This window comes from Pseudomonas sp. FSL R10-0399, assembly GCF_009600165.1.
Lineage (GTDB): Bacteria > Pseudomonadota > Gammaproteobacteria > Pseudomonadales > Pseudomonadaceae > Aquipseudomonas > Aquipseudomonas helleri.
Genome location: NZ_WIWK01000105.1, coordinates 1 through 21,752 on the forward strand (window position 1 = coordinate 1; position 21,752 = coordinate 21,752).

A 21,752-nucleotide genomic window follows, 5' to 3' on the forward strand; every position below is an offset into this window, starting at 1 on the left:
CCACCACGGCGCGCGCGGTGGCCACCTCGCTTTCGCTCAGAGCCACCTGGGCCTGTGCCGCTGCCACACCTTGCAAGGATTCCTTGTGGCTGGCTTCAGCTTCTTCGTGCTGTGCATTCAATACATCGATCTGCATCGCCACAAGGGGCTGCCCGGCAGTGACAAAATCGCCTTCCTGGGCGTGGATCTCGACAATACGACCAGCGAGCTTGGTGGCGATATCGATCTCGGTGGCTTCAATGCGACCGTTGCCGCTGGCAAAGCCTGCACCGGGACCATCATCCTGCAACTGACTCCAGCCATACCAGCCGAGCCCTGCTGCGACGATCACGCCAGCAATGAGAATAGTGTTTTTCTTGCTAGAACCGGTCTGTGCCATGGTTGTAAGCGCCTTCAAGGTGTAGATGTGGAAATATCGGGTTCAGCGCTGCCGCCGCCTAGCGCGGCGTACAGCGAGACATGACTGTCCAGCAGGCTGCGGCGCACTTGCATCAGTTGCTGTTGGGCATCCAGCAGGTCGCGCTGGGCGTCCAGCACTTCGAGAAAGGTCACTGCACCGCTGTCGTAGCGCAGCTGTGCCAAGCGCGCGCGCCGGGTCTGCACATCCACGGCCTCACGCTGAAACCCAACCTGCTGACCCAGCCATTGGCGGGCCGACAGCGCATCGGCCACCTCGCGGAACGCCGTCTGGATGGTCTGCTCGTAGCTCGCGACCGCCATATCACTGCGCACCTCGGCCAGATCGAGCCCGGCACGACGTCGCCCGCCATCGAAGATCGGCAGAGAAATGGTGGGCATGAAGGACCAGGCCCGGCTACCACCTTCAAACAACCCGTCGAGCTCGGTACTGGCTGATCCCCAACTGCCGGTCAAGGCGATGCGGGGGAAGAACGCTGCACGCGCAGCATGAATATTGGCATTCGCAGCGACCAGCCGATGCTCGGCGGCGGCGATGTCGGGCCGGGCGGTCAGCAGCTCGGCGGGCAGCCCCACCCGCAGCTCGGTGAACACCGCTTCGTCGCGCAGCGCAACCTCGGTATTGTGGATCGGCGGCAGTTCGACTGGAGCACCCAACAACAGGCCCAGCGCATTGGCTTGTGCCGCCCGTGCCTGTTCCAGCTGCGTGGCCAGTGTGCGAGCCTGGATCAGCAGCGTCTCGACCTGGGTCAGTTCGAAGACTGAGGCCGAACCGACCTCAGTGCGGCGGCTGTAGATACGATAGGATTCCTCGCGGGTGGCGATGGTCTGCCGGGTCAACGCCAGGCGCTCATCGAGTTCGCGCAGCCCCAGGTAGCCATGGGCAACCTCGGCGATCAGCGTAGCCCGAACCGCACGCTGGGCTTGATCAGTAGCCAGATACTCTTGCAGCGCAGCGTCCTTGAGGCTGCGTACGCGTCCCCACAGATCCAGCTCCCAACTACTCAATCCGACATCGGCGCGATAGTCGCCGCTGACCGCCGATTGCCCGAAATAATTCAAATCCCCTGGCACACGGGCGCGCCCGCCCTGGGCGTCGATACCCAGTGTGGGAAATTGGTCGGAACGCTGGATCGCGTAACTCGCCCGGGCTTCCTCCACTCGTAACAACGCCAGACGCAGGTCACGGTTGTTGACCAGCGCAGTCTCGATCAGCGCTTGCAACGGCGGATAAGCTACATAAGTGCGCCAGGACAGTTCAACAGGAGCAGTGCCGGGTGTATCCTGCGACACCTCTGTCGGCCAGTCTGTGGCAACCGGCAGCGGTGGTCGCGCCGTCTGCGAGGTCAGCGGCGCGCATCCTGCCAAGACGACGCTCAGCGCCAGGGTGGCAAGCCCAGACCCGCTGCGGCCATGAGTAAAGTGTGACTTCATGCACAGAACCCGACTGTCAGCTGAGAACATGGAAACCGCCATCGACATATTGGGTGGTACCGGTGATAGCGCAGGCATCATCGCTGGCCAGAAAAGCACAGAGCGGGCCAATATCATCGATATTCAATCCACGACGCATGGGCATTCGATGCTCACTGTCATCGATCAGCCCAGCGATATCTGATAGCCCAGAAGAAGCGCGTGTAGCGATGGGGCCGGGAGAGATTGCGTTGACCCGAATATTGCTCGCGCCCAGCTCGGCTGCAAGATAGCGCACGCTCGATTCCAACGCGGCCTTGACCGGCCCCATCAGCCCATAGCTCGGAATCACATCCCGGCCACCGATGAAGCTCATGGTCATCACACTGCCACCTTGCGGCATCAGCGGCTCGGCTAACCGTGCCAACCGCATCAGGGAATGACAGGACACATCCATGGCCGTCATGAAGCCTTCCCGGGAACTGTCCACCACCCGACCATGCAGATCCTGCCTGGGTGCAAAGGCGATGGAATGCAGCACGAAGTCCAGCCGCCCCCAGCGTTGCTCAATCAAGTCGAACAGCGCCCGCAACTGCGCGTCGTCGGTAATATCCAGCGGCATCTGGATGTCTACCCCGAGCTGTTGCAGCAAGGGCTCGACATGCGGGCGTGAGCGCTCGGTATGCCAGGTCGCGGCCAGTTCGGCACCGCTGGCGCGGAGGGACCGTGCGCACGCCCAGGCAATACTCTGATCGTTGGCGATGCCGACAACCAACCCTTTCTTTCCCTTCAGTCGAGTCATGCTCACCTCTCTTTTACGTAATCGCCGGGGGCGTCAGCCAGAACCGCGTAGCCTTGCTCGGCAGCCCCGATGCCAGGCGGTGCTATCGCAACCCCCGAGCGTGCCTGCAACCAACCCACCCACTCGGGCCACCACGATCCCTGGTGTAGCGGTGCGGTGGCGGCCCAGTCGTCGGTGGTCAGGTGTTCGCCGCCCTGCGGACGGGTGAGAACCTGGTAATGGCGGCGGGGCCGGCCTGGCTCATTGACAATCCCGCCGTTGTGCCCGCCGCTAGTCAGCACAAAGGTGATCTCTGCGGGTGCCAGCTTGTGCAGCTTGTAGACCGACGGCCAGGGGCAAACGTGATCGGTAACCGTACCGACACCGAATACCGGCAGCGTCAGCCCACTGAGCGATACCGGGCGACCGTTGACCGGATAGCGGCCCTCGCTGAGGTCGTTGTTGAGGTACAACCGGCGTAAGTATTCTGAGTGCATCCTGGCCGGCATGCGGGTGGCATCCGCATTCCACGCCATCAGATCAATCATCGGTTGACGCTCGCCCAGCAGGTACAGGTTGACCAGTTGCGACCACAGCAGATCGTAGGAGCGCAGCATCTGAAACGCACCGCTCATCTGGTCGCCACGCAGGTAACCCACCTGCGCCATCTGCGCCTCAAGCAAAGCAAACTGGCTTTCATCGATGAACACCTTCAATTCACCCGGCTCGCTGAAATCGGTCTGCGCGGCAAGCAGGCTCATTGACGCCAGTTCCTCGCTCCTGCCGTCGCGGGCCATCGCCGCAGCAGCGATACTCAGCAGCGTGCCACCTATGCAATAGCCTGTCGTGTGCACCTTGCTGTTGGGGGCGATGGCCTTGACGGCATCCAGCGCGGCGTGAAAACCCAACTCCAGATAGTCATCCATGCCCAGCTCACGCTCCTCGACGCCGGGGTTCTTCCAGGAGATGCAGAACACCGTGAAGCCCTGATCAAGCATGTATTTGATCAGCGAGTTGTGCGGTGAAAGATCGAGGACGTAATACTTCATGATCCAGGGTGGCACGAACAGAATCGGCTCTGGATGAACCTTGTCGGTAGTCGGCGTGTACTGGATCAGTTCAATCAGACGATTACGCAGCACCACCTTGCCCGGGGTGACTGCAACAGTCTCGCCGACCACATAGGCTTCGGCCCCCACAGGAGGCTGGCCGTTCAGTTGCCGAACCGAGTCCTCAAGGAAGTGGGTCAGGCCACGCTGGAGATTGGCGCCACTTTCATCAAGGGTTTTTTGCAAGACCACCGGGTTGGAGATGAGCCAATTGCCGGGCGAGAAAATCTCAAGCCATTGCTGTGCCTTGAAGGCCACCACATCCTGATGATGCTGATCCACACCCCAGACATCCTGGGTGGCTTGTTCCCACCAGTGCTGTTGCGCCAGGAAAGACTGGTGCAACAGATTGTAGGGCCATTGGTCCCAGGCCGGATCGTTGAAACGCCGATCTTCAATAGGACGCGCTGCCTCTGCCTTATCATCCTGGCCAGCCAGTCTGGACTGAGAATCACGCAGGTACTCCTGCAGGTTCTCGGTCAGCGCCAACGCCAAGTTGGACAACTCCGCACACTTGCCTGGACTCTTGACCAGATGCGAGGCCCAATCCAGCCAGGGAATAAGCACTGATTCAGGAGATAGGGACGAGCACATTGTGGCCCATGCTGCCTGTGCCTGCTGATCAAGACCATCTACCGACCGCTTATCCGACTCCGTCATGAATGCCTTCTCCTCAAGTAATACGCCGCTGGCGAAAAAATATGGATCACCCAGGTCACCCACTCCTGACCTCTTTTTTCTCAGCAGACATCCGAGCCTGTTCCGCCCTGCAATAGGGCCGCACGGCAAGAATTGGTGATGTTTTTTTTATGCGTGAGCTGCGGGCATTATTGAATTGGCAGACTGCTTAGGCAACGTCCCGACATCCCATTGCGTTGTCCCGTGATGCCGGTACCGATGCATGCCAGGAAAGAGCTGCTATGCTCCGCCCCTGCTCGCTATTGCCCCATGCTCATGAACAAGGTCCTGTCATGTCATTTATAAAAAAGGACGCGCCTGACAAACGCTGTCACCGGTCTTCCGCTGCGAGAATGGCTGAACAGGTACCGTCTGAATGAGCCAAACCAGACATTACGCCGTACGCCGCCTGGCACGCCTGATGCTCAGCCTCGCAGTGTTGCTGCTGACCGCTTGGGGTGCACTGGCACTGTGGCATCAGATGCCGCAGCCGGCAGCACGCTGGATCGCCATTGGGCTGTGGATCGCCGCAGGACTGGCCATGCTGATAACACTCACCGGCCTGCCCAGCCGACGGGCACGCCGTCTGACGGGCATGCTGTTTGTCGCTGCCGTTGCGATCCTGGCCAGTTGGTGGAGTACTTTGCAACCATCACACCAGCGCCTGTGGGCTGACGATGTGGCCCAACTGCTGGAAGCCAGGGTCGACGGCAACCTGGTACACCTGGAAAATGTGCGCAACTTCGAGTGGCGCAGTGAGACCGACTACACCCCACGCTGGGAACAGCGCAGCTACAACCTGGACCGTCTGAGTCATGCAGACCTCGTGCTGTCCTACTGGATGGGGCCGCACATTGCCCATACGCTGGTATCGTTCGGCTTCGACGATGGAGAACAGATCGTGTTTTCCCTGGAAATACGCAAGGAGCACCACGAGTCCTTTTCAGCGATCGGTGGTTTCTTCCGTCAGTTCGAGCAGACCCTGGTGGCAGCCGATGAACGGGACATTCTGCGAACCCGCAGCAACGTCCGGGGAGAGGACGTTTACCTCTATCGATTGCAGATGGAACCTGCGGATGTTCGTGCACTGTTTCTGGCCTATCTGGAGGCAGCCAACGGGCTACGGAGCGCGCCGCGTTTCTACAACACCTTGACCAGCAACTGCACTACGGTGGTGTTCGAGCTCGCTCGATTGATTACACCGAACCTGCCAACGGACTACCGGTTGCTGCTGTCAGGGCACTTCGCCGAGTACGTTCACGATCTGGGCGGACTGGTGCCTGGCTACCGCTACCCCGAGCTGCAATCGCTGGGTTACATCAACCAGCGCGCGCTGGGCCTTGATGCATCGCAGCACAGCTTCTCAACGGCGATTCGCTTGGGTGTGCCCGGCACGGCAATCGACGAGAAACACCCATGACTCTTTTCTCTCCTCGCCCGCTGCTGGCACTGCTCGCCATTACCCTATTATTGCTTAGCGGTTGCTCGATCCTCCGTGAGTTCGGGCCAGCGGTCGAAGTCCATACGCTGAACGCGAGCGAAGCCATCGAACTCAGGCGCGGCGATATCCTGATCCGTGGCCAGATCAGCGACGCGACCAGCCAGACCATCCGGGTAGCCGCCTTGGACGCAGGGCCATGTGCAACACCCTCGTCACCGGCCTGCCTTGAAGCATTGGCCGCCGAGACTGGCATCGCCACGGATCGGCGCCTGGCGGCGCTGGCCGAACTGTGGCTGGCGCAGGCACAAGCCTCGCCTCCCGGAACGGAGCAGCAAGCCGCCTGGTTTGAGACCATCCGCCATGCCTATGCCTATCTGTTCTTCGGTGATCGCACTCCCGGCGAGCGGGCCTTCGAGGATCGGCAGACCCAGGTGCGCGACTGGTACAACCACGCCGTCGAACAGGCGGTGACCGGCGTATTCGAGATGCGTCAGCAGGCACCCTCACCACTCTCGGCACAGCCCACCGAGAACATCGCCGGCTGGCAAGTGCAGACGGATATGGGCAATATGCGCCTGCCTGGTGATGCAGCGATGCCTGCAGAACTCCTGCCGGCCTCGTCGCTGTCCTTTCGCGGGTTGCGCAGCCTTTATCGACGCGATGGCTTCGGCGCCGAACTGGTGGCAGTCATGCCGGACCAGCCGTTGACCGCAGCCCCGACCCAGAGTGGACGCCCGGCCACCAGACGCAACACCCGACCTCAGGCATGGAGCGAAATGCCCGCCCCATCCATGACCATCCTGTTGCACCCGGACGGTGCAGACCTGGACTCCATGCTGCAGACCCATAGCGCCCGTCTGACGGTACATGATCCTTACGTCGAACAGTCCATCATGTTGCATGGCCAATCGGTATCACTGGCGGCCAATTTCACGGCCGGCTACGGCCTGTGGCTGGCGCGCGCCGGTTTCAGCCAACAGTCACTGCTCAGCCTGTTTGGACGTGAGGGCGGCATCGAGCGCCCTCATGTCTATCTGATGCAGCCCTATGATCCGAACAGGCGGATCATTGTTATGCTGCACGGCCTGGCCAGCAGTCCGGAGGCCTGGGTGGAACTGGCCAATGAGATTCTCGGCGATGAACTGCTGCGACAGCAGTACCAGATCTGGCAGGTCTACTACCCGACCAACATACCAATAGCCCTGAACCACAGCCTGATTCGCCGAGCACTAAGGGAGACTCTGGCGCATTTCGACCCCTCTGGTCAGGCACCTGCTTCGTCCGATCTGGTGCTGGTGGGGCACAGTATGGGCGGCGTGATCGCGCGCCTGATGGTATCGACAGCCGACCAGTCACTGATACAGCTCGCCACGGACCAGGCTCAGCTGACCCCACAGCAGATCGAGCGCATCAACCCGATGCTGCGTTTCGAGCCCTCCCCTCAGGTTGGCCGAGCTATCTTCATCGCCGCTCCGCACCGGGGCACGACCATTGCCGGCGGGCGTCTGGGTCTTTGGGTGGCAGGTCTGGTCCGGCTTCCGGTGACGGTACTCGAAGAGTTCACCCAGCTGCTGATCCCCACGGCGACTGCCGGCAGTCACGAACGGCTGAGGGCGATGCCCAACAGCGTCAACAACCTGAATAAGGACGACCCCTTCGTGCGTACGGCCGCGGGTCTGCCGATCTCAGGCCAGGTGCGCTATCACTCCATTATCGCCCAGGCCGACCCGCAGGTAGCACTGGCTGACTCTGATGATGGCCTGGTACCCTACCGCAGCGCCCACCTTCCCGATGCAGTGTCCGAGAAAGTCATCATTTCAGGCCACAGTGTGCAGCAGAACGCCGCCGCCATACTAGAGATCCAGCGCATCCTGAAGGAAGACATGACACAGAGTCGGGAAGGCCAGTACCAGCATCAACAGCGTCCCGGGGGTGTTGCTGGAGCGCAGATAACCGTGCAGCCCGTCAGCGGGTCATCAACCGCAATAGCGGCTGGTAGTGCGCATGACTGACGGGATTAACGCCCGTTGTGTCCTGGCTCTTCAGGAACGCCGACATCTGCGGTGAAGGTGTGGTCATCAGCTCACATACCCGCTGCCGAACATCGGCGCAGGCCCCGGCGCTGAAGACAAAGGGATCGTAGTGTATCGGCTCGGAACGCTATAACACCCGCAAGGTGTCCCGATCGATACGCCCGATATTGAGGTATTCGTCAGCCCGTGTGCCGGCAACGAAAGCGGCGTCCACCCGACCTGCCAACAGTGCGTCCAGCGCCCGGTCATGGGAGCCGGCATAAACCTGTGCGGAGAAGAACCGCTCCAGCGGCTCGCCCACGGCGTCAGAAAACTCGGTATTGGGGATGAGTACCCCAGAGGTGCTGGCTGGATCGTTCAGAGCCACCTTGCCACCACGCAGTTCGCTCAGCGCCTGCACTCCGCTATCCCCGCGCACCAGCAGTATCGAATGATAACTGCTGCCCGCCGGGGAAAAGTGCCCCGCTTCGATGGTTCATCGAGACAAAGAGCTCTATCCGACGGTCCCGCTGTTGCGCACCGTAGATATAGAGCCACTGGTGGCTGAACAGGTTACATCGCTGGATTTGATGATGGCGCTGGTGTCGGCAGGTTTTGCCCTGGGACTGGCGGGTGCCTCGCAAATTGTCGCTAACCGTGAGCCAGGCATTGTGCCGCGGTCGCTGGACGGTCGATCACCGATGCTGACGACCTATTTGCTGCAGCCCGCCGGTGAGTCATCGCAAACCCTGGCGCTTTTCATCGAACGGGACGATGTAACCGATGCCTTGCAGGACGGCGGGTCTGTTGCACTTTCCAAACCCGACACCACGGAGGAAATCGAACCATGAACAAAACCCTGTTGCTGCTGTTCGCCATCTTACTGACGGCCCGCGGCCAGTCCGAGGTGCCGGAGAAGAAGGCGGATGTACCGAGCGTAGAAGAACTGGCATCCGATCTCGAACGGCTGAAAGCTTTGCGCCAGCAGTGCAAGACCGACCGACCAACATTGGGTGATGTGCTGTGCAACCGCGTGGTCGAGGCTACGCGCAAGCGGTTCTACGGCGACCTCAAACCCCATACACTCCGCTGGAGAACCCGCCGAACTTCTGATCCTCTTGGCCGCAGTAGTCCATCTGCTGGTGTGGGACGGACATGATTACACCGCGATTATTAATAGGTTTCGCAAGGTACTCTGAGGTAATGAAACCCGGGGTTTACGGTAACCCCCCGTGTTTGCCCTCAAAAACACACCCCTGGTACAAAAACTGGTACGAGATCCCTCCCCCTCTGCGTCCTGCGAACGAACACAATCCACCTATAGCAGTAGTGAACAATCAACACGTCACTGGTAATCTCGGCGCCACGTTCGCCAAATATTTAGGGATGGAGGCGAAAATAGAAGCCCTGGAGCCGCGAGACTCCGGGGCTTTGCTTTTTCTGGCCTGACCGCAGAACAATCCAGATTAAATATTAGGTAGCAAGCTATCTAATATTTAGGTTACATTCATTCCCGCACATGGAGTGCACCTCCTTTTGTTTTTACCTTTACGACCGCCCGAAGACGCCCCTCTGTACGGCGGTCGCTTTTCCCCATCCCCTCAGCCCCCAAGCATCTGCTTGACAGAATCGTGAATCCATTTGTAAGGAGCCGATGGGTTTGGCACCGCCCTCATCAGGCTCTCTACCGTGGACGAGCTGACAAACATCCCCGTGCCATCCGCGCGAATGAAGGATGCCTCTTAAGGCTCAAGGTCAGGCAGCAACAGGGTCGGTGAAAACTTCTGGCGCCCAGGCTCCTAGCGTAGTAAAGGAAGTGAGACCCTGCGCATGCCATATAAAGGAGCAATCCCTTGCCCCTTCGATGATTAGCCTGGAAACAGGAGCGGATTCAAGCCGCTACGGGCAAAGCCTTCTCTTTCTACCTCAGCATCCAGTGCCAGCGAAGCCAGGTCGTCAGCGAAGACTTCTTGGTAGTTGGCGCGATCGAGGTAGAGCAGTTTGAGGTAGCTCATGCAATGCGAGCAGCTCTCTGCCTTGAGCGGCGCGTCCTTGGTGTCCAGCGACCAGTAGTCGAGCTTGTCGCCCTCCTCGCAGTTGCTGCACTTGACCCGCACCATGTGCCAACGGCTTTCGCACAACCCGCAATGCAGGTAACGCAGGCCGCTCTGGTCGCCACCCAAGACCACACTGGCACTGGGTGAGGCGGCACAGACCGGGCAGAACTGACGCTGCTCACCGAGTTCAGCGCTGGCCTCAAGCGGTAAACGCGCGGCGAGCTGGACCCAATACAGCGACAGCGCGCTCCACAGGAATAGCGCCCGACCGCTGCCCACTTGGGCGAAGTCGCCGGCGAGCAAACTGTCGGCCAGATGCTCCAACTGCTGAGAACGGCTGCCCCGCAGCTCGTCGATCACGGCTTGCGCCTCAGGCGAGGCGTTCGGCCGTAGTTCTTCGATCAAGCGGCCCAATACCTGCTGCCAATAAGGGTCACGATGAAGCCGGGTGTGATCCAGCGGTGCTTGGCCGTCTATCAACTCAAGTCGGGCGTTGGCGCTGTCCGGTAGCGGAAATGTGTCGAGCAACCGCTGCTGCGCGGCGGCGATGCCAGCCGTGAACCTCAGGTAATCATCCAAGGCGTGGCCTTTGGCTAGTTGTACCAGGCGGCTGGCACGGGCCTGGTAATGCTGATTCAGGCGTGGCAGCAGCAGTGGCGTAACGTGTTTCACCCCACCGGTGGGTTCCTGAGCCGGGGCGAGCTTGATGCTACTCATGGGTGGTCCTTCTTTGTGGTGTCACCGGTGATCTGGCGATACCAGCGCGGATGGTGGATGCGGGCCCATTTGCGGCTGACGTAGCCGGTGGACATGCTGCCGACCGAGCCCTTGACCCAGAACGCCAGGTAGATGTGGCCGATGATCAGCAGCATCAGCAGCACGCCGGCGATGGCGTGCAGCATCAGGCCGATGCGAATCAGCGGGATCGAAAACAGCGGCGCGAAGTAGGGACGCCAGATCACCACGCCGCTGATCAACAGCAAACTGATCAGACCCATGATCCCCCAGAACAACACCTTCTGCCCGGCGTTGTACTTGCCGGTGTCCAGTCCATCGACATGTTCGCCCTTGAGCACTTTGCCGATGTTGACGAACCATTTGCCGTCGCTGGCTTCCGGCAGGTTGTATTTGACCAGACGGATGAAAATGTAGACGAGAAAGACGAAGATCGCCACGCCCAGGAACGGATGCAGGATCCGCGCCAGCTGTGGGCCGCCAAGCAGGTTGTTCAGCCAGTTCAGCGAAGGGAAGAACCAGGACAGGCCGGACATGGCCACCAGGAAGAAGCAGATCACCATCAGCCAATGGCTGATACGCACCACATAGGGGGTACGCAGAAGGCTGTTGCGCTTATTCATACCTGAGTCTCCTCTTCTTTTTCGTCTTCATCCACTGTCTGCGGACCCACCCCTACATAGTGGAACAGTGTTCCAGCCAGCGTGGCGAAGAAGGCGGCGGCCGCCACCGGCTTGAGCCAGCCCTTCCAGCCGTGAATGGCACTGCTGATACGCGGATCGGTCGGCAGCTTGTGATACAGCTGCGCCTTGTCGGCGTGTTGCAGGACGTAGATCACGTGAGTACCGCCGACACCCGCCGGATCGTAGATACCGGCACCGGCAAAACCACGCCCTTTGAGCTCTTCAACACGCTCCTCGCCGTAGTGCAGCATGTCCTCCTTGCTGCCAAAACGAATCGCCCCGGTCGGGCAGGTCTTGACGCAGGCCGGCTCCTGGCCGACGGCGACGCGGTCGGAACACAGGGTGCACTTGTAGGCCTTGTTGTCCTGCTTGCTGATGCGCGGCACATCGAACGGGCAGCCGGCGATGCAATAGCCGCAGCCGATGCAATGCTCGGACTGGAAGTCGACGATGCCGTTGGCGTACTGCACGATGGCGCCCGGTTGCGGGCAGGCCGTGAGGCAGCCCGGCTCGGCACAGTGCATACAGCCGTCCTTGCGGATCAGCCACTCGAGCTTGCCCGACTCGTCGTTTTCGTACTCGTCGAACCGCATCAGGGTCCAGGTATCCGGCGACAGGTCGCGCGGGTTGTCGTAGACACCGACGTTCTCGCCGACCTCGTCGCGCAGGTCGTTCCATTCGTTACAGGCCACCTGGCAGGCCTTGCAGCCGATGCAAGTGGTCACGTCGATCAGCTTGGCTACTTCCGCCTTCTTGTCGCGCACTTGGGATGGTGGCGTCAGAACGTTGGTGGCGGAGCGCTTGATGATGTCTTGAGATTGCATGGACATAAGTTCGCTCCGTTACACCTTTTCAATGTTCACAAGGAAGGCCTTGTATTCCGGGGTATTGCTGTTGGCATCCCCCACGCCTGGGGTCAAGGTGTTGGCCAGAAAGCCCTTCTTAGTGCTGCCTTCGTAGCCCCAGTGACAGGGAATACCGATTTGGTGGATTTGCTGGCCATCGACCAAGAGCGCACGGATACGCTTGGTGACCACCGCCTTGCCGCGGACAAAGCCACGTTTGGTGGTCAGTTTGACGGTGTCACCGGCGACAATGCCCTTCTCCGCTGCCAGCGTCTCGCCGATCTCGATGAACTGTTCGGGCTGAATGATGGCGTTGAGCTTGGAGTGCTTGGTCCAGTGACGGAACAACTCGGTAATCGAATAGGTCGTGGCTACGTAGGGGAACTCTTCCCGCGTGCCCATGCGTTTGGCGTCGTTTTCCAGCAGGCGCATGGTCGGGTTAAAGGTCACCTTGGGATGCAGCGGGTTGTTGGCTAGGGGCGACTCAACCGGCTCATAGTGCTCGGGGAACGGGCCGTCGTTAATGTTACCACCGGCGAACAGCCGGCCGACGCCTTCAGGCAGCATGATGAAGGGACCGGCTTCGTTGCCCGGCGCCAAGGTCGCGCCAAAATCGGGCACGTCGCTGCCAATCCAGCGGCTGCCGTTCCATTCCAGAATCTTGCGTTTCGGGTCCCAGGGTTTGCCCTGCGGGTCGGCCGAAGCACGGTTGTACAGAATGCGTCGGTTCTGCGGCCAGGCGAAGGCCCAGCCCGGCGTACAGCCCAGGCCGGTGTCGGTGTTGTCGCGACGAGCCATCTGGTTGCCCTGCTCGGTCCAGGACCCGGTGAACACCCAGCAATAGCTGGAGGTGGAGCCGTCGTCACGCAGCAGCGAGAAGTCCGACAGCAGCTCGCCCTTCTTAGCCACCAGCTTGCCGACGTCGTCGTAAAGATCCTGCAGGGCGTAGCCGTTGGCGCGTTTGGCTACTTCTTCGGGTTTCGGATCCCAAGGGGTGGAGAAGTTCCAGTTCATGTTGAGAATCGGCTCGGGGCAGATGCCGCCTTCCTGCTCATAGAGCTCGCGCACCGCCATGAACATATGACCGAGGATCTTGCTGTCGTGCCAGGCCTCGCCGGGCGGCTCGGCACCTGCGAAGTGCCACTGCAGCCAGCGTCCGGAGTTGACGATGGCGCCGTTTTCCTCGGCAAAGCAGGACGATGGCAAGCGGAAGACTTCGGTCTGGATATTGGCCGTGTCGACGTCGTTGAACTCGCCGTGGTTTTGCCAGAACGTCGAGGTTTCGGTGGCCAGTGGATCGATTACCACCATCCACTTGAGTTTGGAAAGCGCGGCGCTGGCCTTGTTCTTGTCGGGCATGGCCGCGACCGGGTTGAAACCCTGAACGATGTAACCGTTGACCTTGCCGTCGTACATCATGTTCATGAAGTTGAGCATGTCGTACTCGCGGTCCCACTTGGGCAGCCAGTCGAAGCCCCAACTGTTTTCCTTGGTGGCCTTGTCGCCCCAGAGGTCCTTCATCAGGCTGGTGAAGAATTTCGGGATGTTCTTGTAGTAGTTGACCTGACCGGCCTGCAGCGCCTTGGGCGTGGTCTGGGCGAGATAGGTCTCCAGGTCCGGCTGGTTGTCGGTCGGCAGGTTCATGTAGCCCGGCAGACGGATCGACAGCAGACCAAGGTCGGTGTAGCCCTGAATATTGGAGTGGCCACGCAGGGCATTGATGCCGCCGCCGGCCATGCCGATGTTGCCCAGCAGCAGCTGGATCATGGCCGCGCCACGGATCATCTGGGCGCCGCTGGTGTGCTGAGTCCAGCCCAGGGCGTAGAGGAAGGTTGCGGTCTTGTTCGGCGCGCTGGTCTCGCCAAGGATCTGGCAGATTTCCAGGAAGTCGGCCTTGGGCGTGCCGCACAGGCTGGTGACCACTTCGGGGGTATAGCGGCTGACGTGCTGTTTGAGCAAGTTGAATACGCAGCGCGGATGTTGCAGCGTCGGGTCGCGCTTGGCAAAACCGTCTTCGCCCAACTCGTAGCCCCAACTGCTCTTGTCGTACTGCTTCACGGCTTCGTCGTAGCCGCTGAACAAGCCCTCATCGAAGCGGTAATCCTCACGCACGATCAGGCTGGCGTTGGTGTAGTGCTTGACGTACTCATGCTGGATTTTGTCGTGGATCAGCAGGTAGTTGACCACGCCCATAAGGAAGGCAATGTCGGAGCCGGCGCGGATCGGCGAGTACAGGTCGGCCACCGCAGCGCTGCGGTTGAAGCGCGGGTCGACCACGATCACCTTGGCGCCGTTGCGTACCTTCGCCTCGATCACCCATTTGAACCCTACCGGGTGCGCCTCCGCAGGGTTGCCGCCCATGATCAGCACCACGTTGGCGTTCTTGATGTCGACCCAGTTGTTGGTCATCGCGCCGCGGCCGAAGCTCGGGGCCAGGGCCGATACGGTCGGGCCGTGGCACAGGCGAGCCTGGCAATCCATGCCGAGGATGCCCAGGGCGCGGCTGAAATAGAAGTCGAGGATGCCGGTTTCGTTGGACGCCGCCGAGGAGGCCAGCATGCCGGTGGACAGCCAGCGATTGACCGTGGTGCCCTGCTCGTTCTTCTCTATGAAGTTGGCGTCGCGGTCGTCCTTGATCAGGCGGGCGATGCGCTTGATCGCTTTGTCCCAACTGATGCGCTCCCACTTGTCAGAACCTGGCGCGCGATACTCAGGGTACTGCAGGCGCTGTTCGCTGTGGATGTAGTCGATCAGGCCGGCACCTTTGGGGCACAGCGAGCCACGGCTGACCGGGTGGTCCGGATCCCCCTCGATGTGGAAGATCCGCTCCTTGGCGTTCTTCGCGCCGTTGCCCAGGCTGTACATCAGAATGCCGCAACCGACCGAGCAATAGGTGCAGTTGTTGCGGGTTTCCTTGGCTCGCAGCAGTTTGTACTGGCGCGGCTGGGTCGCCTGAGCAATGCCCGGGGCAAAGCCCAGGGTGGCGGCGCTGGCGGCGGCGACACCGACAGTGCATACCTTGAAGAACTGTCTTCTGCCGAGTTCCATGGTTATCTCCTCATCAGGCGCAATAACTGCGCTTGGATCATTCGCTCCGGCTTCGTAGTGGCCGAATGCGGTCAGGCGTTTCGAATGCGCCACCCCCTCACCCGTCGAGATGAATTGACGAGTGAGGGGGTGGCATGGGCTATCGGGTTTTGTCGGGGTCGCGGGTGGGCTCGGGGCTCGGGCTGTACACCCGTGGAGCGTCGCGGTGTGGCGCATGGATCAGGTTCAAATGATGGCGACGGGCCCAGTCCACGGTCAGGGTGGTGGGAGCCGACAGACTGACCAGGGTGCCGATTCCGGCGCGCACGACCTTATGCAGCAGCTCCAGCCCACAGCGACTGGTGACCACGGCAAAGCCGCCGTGGCTGTCCTGGCCGACACGCAACTGGGCGCCGATCAGTTTATCCAGGGCGTTGTGCCGGCCGATATCCTCACGGCACAGCAGCAGTTCGCCGTGGCGATCGACAAATGCGGCGGCGTGCATGCCTCCACTGTGACGGGCCAGATGTTGAGCGGTATCGATGCGCTGGCGTAGCTGTTGCAGGTGTTCGGCGACCGGCAACGCCGAGGGTGTCAGTGGCGTCAGCTGCGGCAGCGCCTGCTCCAAGGCATCCACTCCACACAGACCGCAACCACTGCTGCCGGTCAGTTGTCGGCGGTGCTGCTTGAGGCTCCAGAAAGCGCGGCTGCTGATTTGCAGTTCGGCATGCCAAGCGGCGTCCTGCCCTTGCGCAAGGCGCAGGTCGTAAATGTCATCGATATGGCTGATGGTACCGTTGCTAAGGCTGAAACCCACCACGAAGTCTTCCAGATCACGAGGTGAGACCATCATTACCACCTGATTCAAGCCGTTGTAACTGATGGCCAAGACACTCTCGGTGGCCAGCGCCGCCTGTTGCCGGGTCTGCGTCGCACCGAGTTCAGCGTAGGTGTAAGTACTGGCAATGCTGCTGGATTGTGGGTTGCCGTTACCGCATGGCTTAGCCTGGAGAGGCATAGCGTGGGCCCTCCACCCATGTGACTATTTATCTCATTTCGACCAGTGTAAACCCACAGAAAATAAATGGCTAATCGTTAGGAGTGGCGTTTCGCGTGCTGGCGGCGGAGAACTTCCCGGCGCACCGGACGATCCGCGAGTTCCGGCGAGTGCGGCACGGGCATGAGGTGCGCAGTGTCGCTGGCCATGTTCGAGACTGTGGCGGCGACGATCAACAGCGATTCGTCGACCGCGGCCTGCGCGTTGTAGCCCTGCTGATAACCGTTGGCTGTGCGCATGATCCGGCTATCGGCATCGGTGAAATTCTCTTACGCTCTGGACGGCGAATCACCGTGCGGACGCTTGGGTTCTACCCCATTTTCACGGACGGTTTTAAAAGAGTCGAAAACTTCGGATCCTGCCGGGCAACTCTACGACGCATTTTCGGATTGTGAAACCGTTCGATGTAGTCGAATAGATCCACTCGTACCTCATCAAACGTCCGATACGATTGATGGAAAACTCGTTCTCGATTGAGTTGACCGAAGAATCCTTTGAGTCGAAAACCACACAGGACATAAGAATCATAACCTCTATCCAGGCTTCAGGCGGGGCTTCCTTTCCCGCTTTCTCCGCACATCCAGGCTATCGGCGGATGTTCGCCCCTGATCGGCTGACCATAGGCATCTTCCTGCCAATACGCTTCAATGAGGGCGACATGCGCGTGCTGGCTGGCTGGGCAAGCGGATCTGGTAGCGGACATCAACCGTCGTGGCTTTGCCGTCGTGTGGGTGCGCGATGTACCTCTGCATGACCCGTCGTTCGACGATGCAGGACAGGTGTTCGATCCCTTCACCTATCTGGCGTTTCTCGCTGCACGGACGAAGACGATTGCTCTGGCAACAAGCAGCGCAATTTTTTCCATGCGCCATCCGATCGACCTGGTTAAGGTATCTACAACCTTCGACCAGCTATCGGGTGGCCGCCTGGTACTGGGTATTGCATCCGGCGACCGATCCTGCGAGTTTCCCGCGTATGGTCTGGACCACGGCGAACGCGGCGAGCGGTTCTCTCAGGCGGTGGCGTACTTCCGCCAGCTCATGCGGGCAGACAACCCGGCCATTAATTCACCGCTGGGCTGAATAAACGATGCGGAATTTCTGCCCAGGCCCGCTACTGGCGCAATTCCACTGATCGTCTCCAGTTCGTCCGGCCAGTCCCTAGCATGGATAGCCGAGCATGCAGATGGCTGGCTGACCTATCCCGAAACCACGCACAACCGTCAGGGCGCGCAGCGCCTGGCAGAAAAAATCCGCGCCTGGCGCGACCTGATTCCCGATGGAGGATTCCGGCCGCATATGACCAACGAATGGCTGGACCTGGTGGACGCCCCGATCACCCACGCACCTCACTCTGCGTGGCGGCTATAGTGGTGCGCGCCGGTTGCTGCTCAGTGAGTTTGATGACATGGAAACCCGCCACGCTTGGCAGCGGTTTGGAGACCGCGCCGACCTTGAGCCGGACCACCCCGGCTGGCGGTTCGCCCCTAATCAAAGCACCTTAAGTACTGGATGCCTGCCGAAAACTCACTGCCAGGCGATTGCAGCTTTTAATCGTGATCACGACGATGGTCAGGCGTCCATTCCGCTTTCACTGCGCTGATCACGGGCTTGCGCGCAAACGTCTTCTCTGGGTTCGAACTAACGAAGCCTTCGTTGCCCATGCCTCTATCAAGAACACCCGCAGGCGTTGACGTTTCCCACTACGTCAGGTGCACATCGCCTGTAGCCGCCGATGGCAGTCCCTTTCCAGCCGTCTGAACAGCTCCGAGAATTGTCAAATTAATGTCTTCAGCCTCGCTCGTAACCTCCACAGGTGTAGGCGGTAACAACCTGCAATACCGTCTATTAATAAAGATCTGCGCTCTTTGCTAATCTTGAGCGGGCTCATTCACTCCGGAGGATCCGATGGCATTTATAGACACATATGTGAAAGAGATTCTCAAGCTTGAGGTGGCTCTGTTTCATGCCCGTAGTCGTTTGGAGGCAGAGACAGACGGTGAGGCACTGCACGATTTACGAATTGCCGTCAGACGAATCCGAAGCTTGCTGACCCCATTGCGTTCAGTGAGGGAAATGAATGCCCTGCGCGAGGCTGCCGCCGAGGTGGGACGATTGACAACACCTGCGCGGGATCTGGAGGTAATGGCTTGTGAACTTGAGCATCGGGGCTTGTTGGAAGCGGCAGCCACCAGACGCTCTCGTTTAACGACAGATCATCGCAAGATCGTCAGCGAACCTGCGTTAGACCGGCTGTTCGCAGTGTTGGATCAATGGCCATCGGCATTCAGGGCATCTGAGCCGGGCACCGATTCAAGGATAATGAAACAGGTCATTATCAAGGCACTGATTAAACAGATTGACAAGCTTCATGCCGCCGTGAACGACGATCAGTTTGACCGGCACGAATTGAGAATCCTGGTGAAGCGTGCTCGATACCTCACCGAGGCGTTCCCAGAATTGTCCCCGCTATCTAGAAAAGCTGCGAAATCCTTGAAAGCAGTGCAATCCGCCCTGGGATCGTGGCATGACCACTTCCAGTGGTGCCTCAAAATAAAACTTGAACCTGACCTTCAGCCCCTTGAGCATCTGTGGGCAGAAGCGTCGGTGGGCAAACTGAAGCAGGCTGAAGAAGAGATGCAGAAATTGAAGCAGTTTCTGCCGGAACTCACAGGCAAAAAAATGGCTACCTTGTAAGGCAACCTAGAAAAAAGGAGTTTCACTCGAAGTAGGAGCGACGCTTAAGCGCTTCCATACCGGCATAATGATTTCAATTTTGTGATCAGCGCACTGGACGGGCATGAGCTACCCGTGCGGTTAGCTACCCAATCATCAAGAAGTTGAGAGCGCTGGGTAGCAAGTTCGGTCAGGCGATCAGTTGGCACGCTCCAAGGCATCGAATAGGCTCACGAACTGCAACGAAAGTTTATGGTTTGGTGCCAGATGGATCATGGGCACCGATGCCTCATGGGACTCGCGCATTTTGACCGTACTGCTCAGATAAACCGGCAGCACTGGCAGGCCTTCGGCGACCAGTTCGTCAATTAGCGTCTGGTGCAAGCTGGCACGACTCACGAATTGGTTTACCACAACACCTTCCACCATCAACGACTCATTGTGATCAGCCCGCAGCTCGTCAATTTGCGTGATAACGCTGTAGAGCGCCTGACGAGAAAAACTGTCGCAGTCGAAAGGAATCAACACACGGTCGGCTGCAATTAGCGCACTGAAGGTATAGAAATTCAGGGAGGGAGGTGTGTCGATATAAATACGCTCGTAGTCCTCGGAAAGCCCAACCAGCAAGCGTCGCAGCTTGTTTATCTTGAACTTTGACTCAAGCTTTGACTGGAGGTCTGTAAGCTCTGGGCTGGCAGTAACCAGGTGCAGATTGGCATATCGCGTTTCTGTTATAGAAACACGATTCTTTCTACTGGCCGGGCCGCTAGGGAGACGCTGCAAAAATAGCCAACCGTCCCCAGCCTTGGCACACTGAGTACCTTCAATCAGCCACCCTCTCCGTGAGCGTTACGCGCGTGCAGAAGACCTTCTCCGAACTCGAATATACCGGCAAGAAAAAGCAGACTCGCCGAGATCGCTTCCTGGCTAACCTTGAACAGCTGGTGCCCTGGGCACAGCTGGAGGCGCAAGTGGCGCCGTTCTATAGCGACACCACAGGCAAGCGCGGACGCCCTGCGATTGGGTTGTCACGCATGCTGCGCATGTATGTCGTGCAGCAGTGTTTCGGTTTCTCCGATGAAGGTTGCGAAGATGCTGTCTACGACAGCCAGGCCATCCGTGGTTTTATGAGCATTGACCTAGGCCGCGAGTCGGCACCGGATGCCACTACCTTGCTGCGTTTTCGCCGTTTGCTGGAAACCCATCAGCTAACGCGGGTGCTGTTTGAAACGATTAACCTGCATCTGGCCTGCCGGGGTCTGCTGCTCAAGGAAGGCACTATCGTCGACGCTACCCTGATCGCGGCGCCGCCCTCGCTCAAGAACCGAGAAGGCAAGCGTGATCCTGAGATGCATCAGGCCAAGAAAGGCAATCAATGGCACTTCGGGATGAAGGCCCACATTGGTGTCGACGCCAGGTCGGGGCTGGTGCACAGCGTGGTAGGGACGGCCGCCAACGTGGCCGATGTCACCCAGGTCGACCAACTGCTGCACGGTGCCGAAACCTATGTTTCAGGTGACGCTGGATACACCGGTGCGGCCAAGCGACCGGAGCATGCTGAACGGGACGTTATCTGGTCGATTGCAGCACGGCCAAGCAGTTACAAGCAGCACGGCGAAGGCAGCGTGCTGTATCGGGTCAAGCGCAAAATTGAATATGCCAAGGCGCAACTGCGTGCCAAGGTCGAGCACCCCTTCCAGGTAATCAAGGTGCGCTTCAATCATCGCAAGGTTCGCTACCGTGGGCTGGAAAAGAATACGGCGCAGTTGTTCAGTTTGTTTGGGTTGGCCAACCTTTTGCTGGCCAAGCGGTATTTGCAACGGGCGGCGGGATAAATCCGTCTGAAAGGCGGGGCTGACCCGAAAAACAGCAAAGTGAGGGCGAAAATCGGCCCCGGAAATGCAAAATAAGGCCGGTAGGTTGAAAAAAACGGCTTGGAAATGGGGGCGCTGCGAACGGGTTAATTGTTCAGCGTCTCCCTAGATAAAGTTTGTTTGAAGAAATCGGCGATCCCCACAGGGATGTCGTCGCCTGTCAGGCCGGTCAAATATTGGGTCGAGTTAGCTTGGGGATCTAAATCCACCAAAAGCGTTCTGTAGCCTTCGGCAGCGCTTACAGCAGCGAGATTGCAGGCGATGCTTGATTTGCCAACGCCCCCTTTTTGATTGAACACAGCACGACGCATGAGACGGATGACCTAAGAGAAAACCTTCCCCGATCATATCAATGAAATATTTCAGTAATATTCTCGAGCCTTACAATCAAGTTTCATTTTTAAGACAGTAGATGCCTCACCTTGCCTGCCTCACCAGATCAGAAGGCAGCGAGGGGTGTACTGGGGCCCGAACACCAAAACAAGGAGTTTTATGATGGGATCGCCACTTGATGAGATTCGCCACCAGACTCTAGACGCCGAGCCAGTCTTGAAACAACTCGATGTGGAGATGGAAGGGATTCAGTTCGATCCGCTTGTGCCCTCAAGCGTCGATGCTGCGTACGTTTCGGTAGATCAGATCATTGAAAATCTTTTCGTGAAATTCAAATCCAATCCTATTCTTGGGTCTTTGGCCGAAGAGCTTAAGTCCCAATACCTTGATGGCATACAAGCACAGGTTGCCGATGCCAGAAATGGTGGATGAATAACCCTTCGGCTCTGAAACGACATACCACTCTCCGTATCAGGCCTTCCCAAGCATGACAGCACATTTCTTTTGCTCATAGCTATCGGCGGGACAGAAGCCAACCCTAAGGATGGTCTGAAGTAGCCGCCTATTTTTCGGCGACTGAGCCATCGGCGCTTTCAAAAAACGACAGCCGTTCAA

At 59.1% G+C, this 21,752-nt stretch carries 18 protein-coding genes and 5 pseudogenes; 8 read left to right on the top strand and 15 right to left on the bottom strand.

Annotated features, from left to right (window positions below; translation table 11 throughout):
* The 4 genes from GHO41_RS23260 to GHO41_RS23275 form a co-directional block, all read right to left on the bottom strand.
* Nucleotides 1-379 (bottom strand): biotin/lipoyl-binding protein (locus GHO41_RS23260; RefSeq protein ID WP_153434770.1); only part of this gene is annotated, 379 nt, incomplete at its 3' end.
* Nucleotides 380-393: 14 nt separating this feature from the next.
* Nucleotides 394-1,851: an efflux transporter outer membrane subunit gene (locus GHO41_RS23265; RefSeq protein WP_153327287.1), complete on the bottom strand. Its 1,458-nt coding sequence runs from the start codon at nucleotides 1,849-1,851 to the stop codon at nucleotides 394-396.
* Nucleotides 1,852-1,867: 16 nt separating this feature from the next.
* Nucleotides 1,868-2,632 carry an enoyl-ACP reductase FabI gene (gene fabI / locus GHO41_RS23270; protein ID WP_153327285.1) on the bottom strand — a complete coding sequence of 255 codons (765 nt, stop codon included), beginning with the start codon at nucleotides 2,630-2,632 and terminating at the stop codon, nucleotides 1,868-1,870.
* Nucleotides 2,633-2,634: 2 nt separating this feature from the next.
* Nucleotides 2,635-4,380: an alpha/beta hydrolase gene (locus GHO41_RS23275; RefSeq protein ID WP_153327283.1), complete on the bottom strand. Its 1,746-nt coding sequence runs from the start codon at nucleotides 4,378-4,380 to the stop codon at nucleotides 2,635-2,637.
* 394 nt (nucleotides 4,381-4,774) lie between these two features.
* Here GHO41_RS23275 and GHO41_RS23280 point away from each other — a divergent pair, with 394 nt between their 5' ends.
* Both GHO41_RS23280 and GHO41_RS23285 read left to right on the top strand, forming a co-directional pair.
* Nucleotides 4,775-5,818, top strand: coding sequence for a DUF4105 domain-containing protein (locus tag GHO41_RS23280; RefSeq protein WP_153327282.1), 1,044 nt, complete (start codon nucleotides 4,775-4,777; stop codon nucleotides 5,816-5,818).
* On the top strand, nucleotides 5,815-7,851 hold the full coding sequence (locus GHO41_RS23285; RefSeq protein WP_153327280.1) for a triacylglycerol lipase: 2,037 nt from the start codon (nucleotides 5,815-5,817) through the stop codon (nucleotides 7,849-7,851). Before GHO41_RS23280 ends, GHO41_RS23285 begins: the two co-directional genes overlap by 4 nt.
* A gap of 148 nt (nucleotides 7,852-7,999) precedes the next feature.
* On the opposite strand, the gene GHO41_RS23290 is transcribed toward GHO41_RS23285, so the two are convergent.
* On the bottom strand, nucleotides 8,000-8,272 hold the full coding sequence (locus GHO41_RS23290; protein ID WP_371929011.1) for a PhnD/SsuA/transferrin family substrate-binding protein: 273 nt from the start codon (nucleotides 8,270-8,272) through the stop codon (nucleotides 8,000-8,002).
* A 70-nt stretch (nucleotides 8,273-8,342) separates the two neighbouring features.
* On the opposite strand from GHO41_RS23290, the gene GHO41_RS23295 reads away from it, so the two are divergent.
* Nucleotides 8,343-8,702 carry a hypothetical protein gene (locus tag GHO41_RS23295; RefSeq protein WP_371929012.1) on the top strand — a complete coding sequence of 120 codons (360 nt, stop codon included), beginning with the start codon at nucleotides 8,343-8,345 and terminating at the stop codon, nucleotides 8,700-8,702.
* Nucleotides 8,699-8,964, top strand: a pseudogene (locus tag GHO41_RS23300) (entry exclusion lipoprotein TrbK). The gene GHO41_RS23295 and the pseudogene GHO41_RS23300 overlap by 4 nt, the downstream one beginning before the upstream one ends.
* A gap of 755 nt (nucleotides 8,965-9,719) precedes the next feature.
* Here the strand turns inward: GHO41_RS23300 and fdhE are convergent.
* The 7 genes and pseudogenes from fdhE to GHO41_RS23335 form a co-directional block, all read right to left on the bottom strand.
* A complete protein-coding gene (gene fdhE, locus GHO41_RS23305) occupies nucleotides 9,720-10,625 on the bottom strand; it encodes a formate dehydrogenase accessory protein FdhE (RefSeq protein ID WP_153327277.1) in 906 nt (301 codons plus the stop codon).
* Nucleotides 10,622-11,266: a formate dehydrogenase subunit gamma gene (locus tag GHO41_RS23310; RefSeq protein ID WP_153327276.1), complete on the bottom strand. Its 645-nt coding sequence runs from the start codon at nucleotides 11,264-11,266 to the stop codon at nucleotides 10,622-10,624. Before GHO41_RS23310 ends, fdhE begins: the two co-directional genes overlap by 4 nt.
* On the bottom strand, nucleotides 11,263-12,150 hold the full coding sequence (fdxH, locus tag GHO41_RS23315) for a formate dehydrogenase subunit beta (RefSeq protein ID WP_305977941.1): 888 nt from the start codon (nucleotides 12,148-12,150) through the stop codon (nucleotides 11,263-11,265). The genes GHO41_RS23310 and fdxH overlap by 4 nt, the downstream gene beginning before the upstream one ends.
* Nucleotides 12,151-12,168: 18 nt before the next feature.
* Nucleotides 12,169-15,219 (bottom strand): formate dehydrogenase-N subunit alpha, encoded by a 3,051-nt coding sequence (gene fdnG, locus GHO41_RS23320; RefSeq protein ID WP_153327274.1) that lies wholly within the window; start codon nucleotides 15,217-15,219, stop codon nucleotides 12,169-12,171.
* 139 nt (nucleotides 15,220-15,358) lie between these two features.
* Complete coding sequence (gene fdhD / locus GHO41_RS23325; protein WP_153327273.1) at nucleotides 15,359-16,216, bottom strand: formate dehydrogenase accessory sulfurtransferase FdhD; 858 nt, start codon at nucleotides 16,214-16,216, stop codon at nucleotides 15,359-15,361.
* A 77-nt stretch (nucleotides 16,217-16,293) separates the two neighbouring features.
* Entirely contained in the window at nucleotides 16,294-16,494 is a 201-nt protein-coding gene (locus tag GHO41_RS23330) for a hypothetical protein (protein ID WP_153327272.1), read from the bottom strand.
* A gap of 71 nt (nucleotides 16,495-16,565) precedes the next feature.
* Nucleotides 16,566-16,751, bottom strand: a pseudogene (locus tag GHO41_RS23335) (IS3 family transposase); the annotation flags it as partial.
* Between the two features lie 229 nt (nucleotides 16,752-16,980).
* On the opposite strand from GHO41_RS23335, the gene GHO41_RS30795 reads away from it, so the two are divergent.
* The gene (locus GHO41_RS30795; RefSeq protein ID WP_371929013.1) at nucleotides 16,981-17,337 is read left to right on the top strand and encodes an LLM class flavin-dependent oxidoreductase; all 357 of its coding nucleotides are present in this window, start codon (nucleotides 16,981-16,983) and stop codon (nucleotides 17,335-17,337) included.
* 259 nt (nucleotides 17,338-17,596) lie between these two features.
* On the opposite strand, the pseudogene GHO41_RS30435 reads toward GHO41_RS30795, so the two are convergent.
* Nucleotides 17,597-17,734, bottom strand: a pseudogene (locus tag GHO41_RS30435) (peptidylprolyl isomerase); the annotation flags it as partial.
* 428 nt (nucleotides 17,735-18,162) lie between these two features.
* Here GHO41_RS30435 and GHO41_RS23345 point away from each other — a divergent pair.
* Nucleotides 18,163-18,951, top strand: a complete 789-nt coding sequence (locus GHO41_RS23345) for a CHAD domain-containing protein (protein ID WP_153327271.1) — start codon at nucleotides 18,163-18,165, stop codon at nucleotides 18,949-18,951.
* A 177-nt stretch (nucleotides 18,952-19,128) separates the two neighbouring features.
* On the opposite strand, the pseudogene GHO41_RS23350 reads toward GHO41_RS23345, so the two are convergent.
* A pseudogene (locus GHO41_RS23350) lies at nucleotides 19,129-19,716 on the bottom strand (ParA family protein); the annotation flags it as partial.
* A gap of 71 nt (nucleotides 19,717-19,787) precedes the next feature.
* Here GHO41_RS23350 and GHO41_RS23355 point away from each other — a divergent pair.
* Complete coding sequence (locus tag GHO41_RS23355; protein WP_323370561.1) at nucleotides 19,788-20,765, top strand: IS5 family transposase; 978 nt, start codon at nucleotides 19,788-19,790, stop codon at nucleotides 20,763-20,765.
* A gap of 146 nt (nucleotides 20,766-20,911) precedes the next feature.
* Here GHO41_RS23355 and GHO41_RS23360 read toward each other — a convergent pair.
* Nucleotides 20,912-21,115, bottom strand: a pseudogene (locus GHO41_RS23360) (ParA family protein); the annotation flags it as partial.
* Nucleotides 21,116-21,299: 184 nt separating this feature from the next.
* Here GHO41_RS23360 and GHO41_RS23365 point away from each other — a divergent pair.
* Nucleotides 21,300-21,569 (top strand): hypothetical protein, encoded by a 270-nt coding sequence (locus GHO41_RS23365; protein WP_153327367.1) that lies wholly within the window; start codon nucleotides 21,300-21,302, stop codon nucleotides 21,567-21,569.
* Nucleotides 21,570-21,752: the final 183 nt, after the last annotated feature.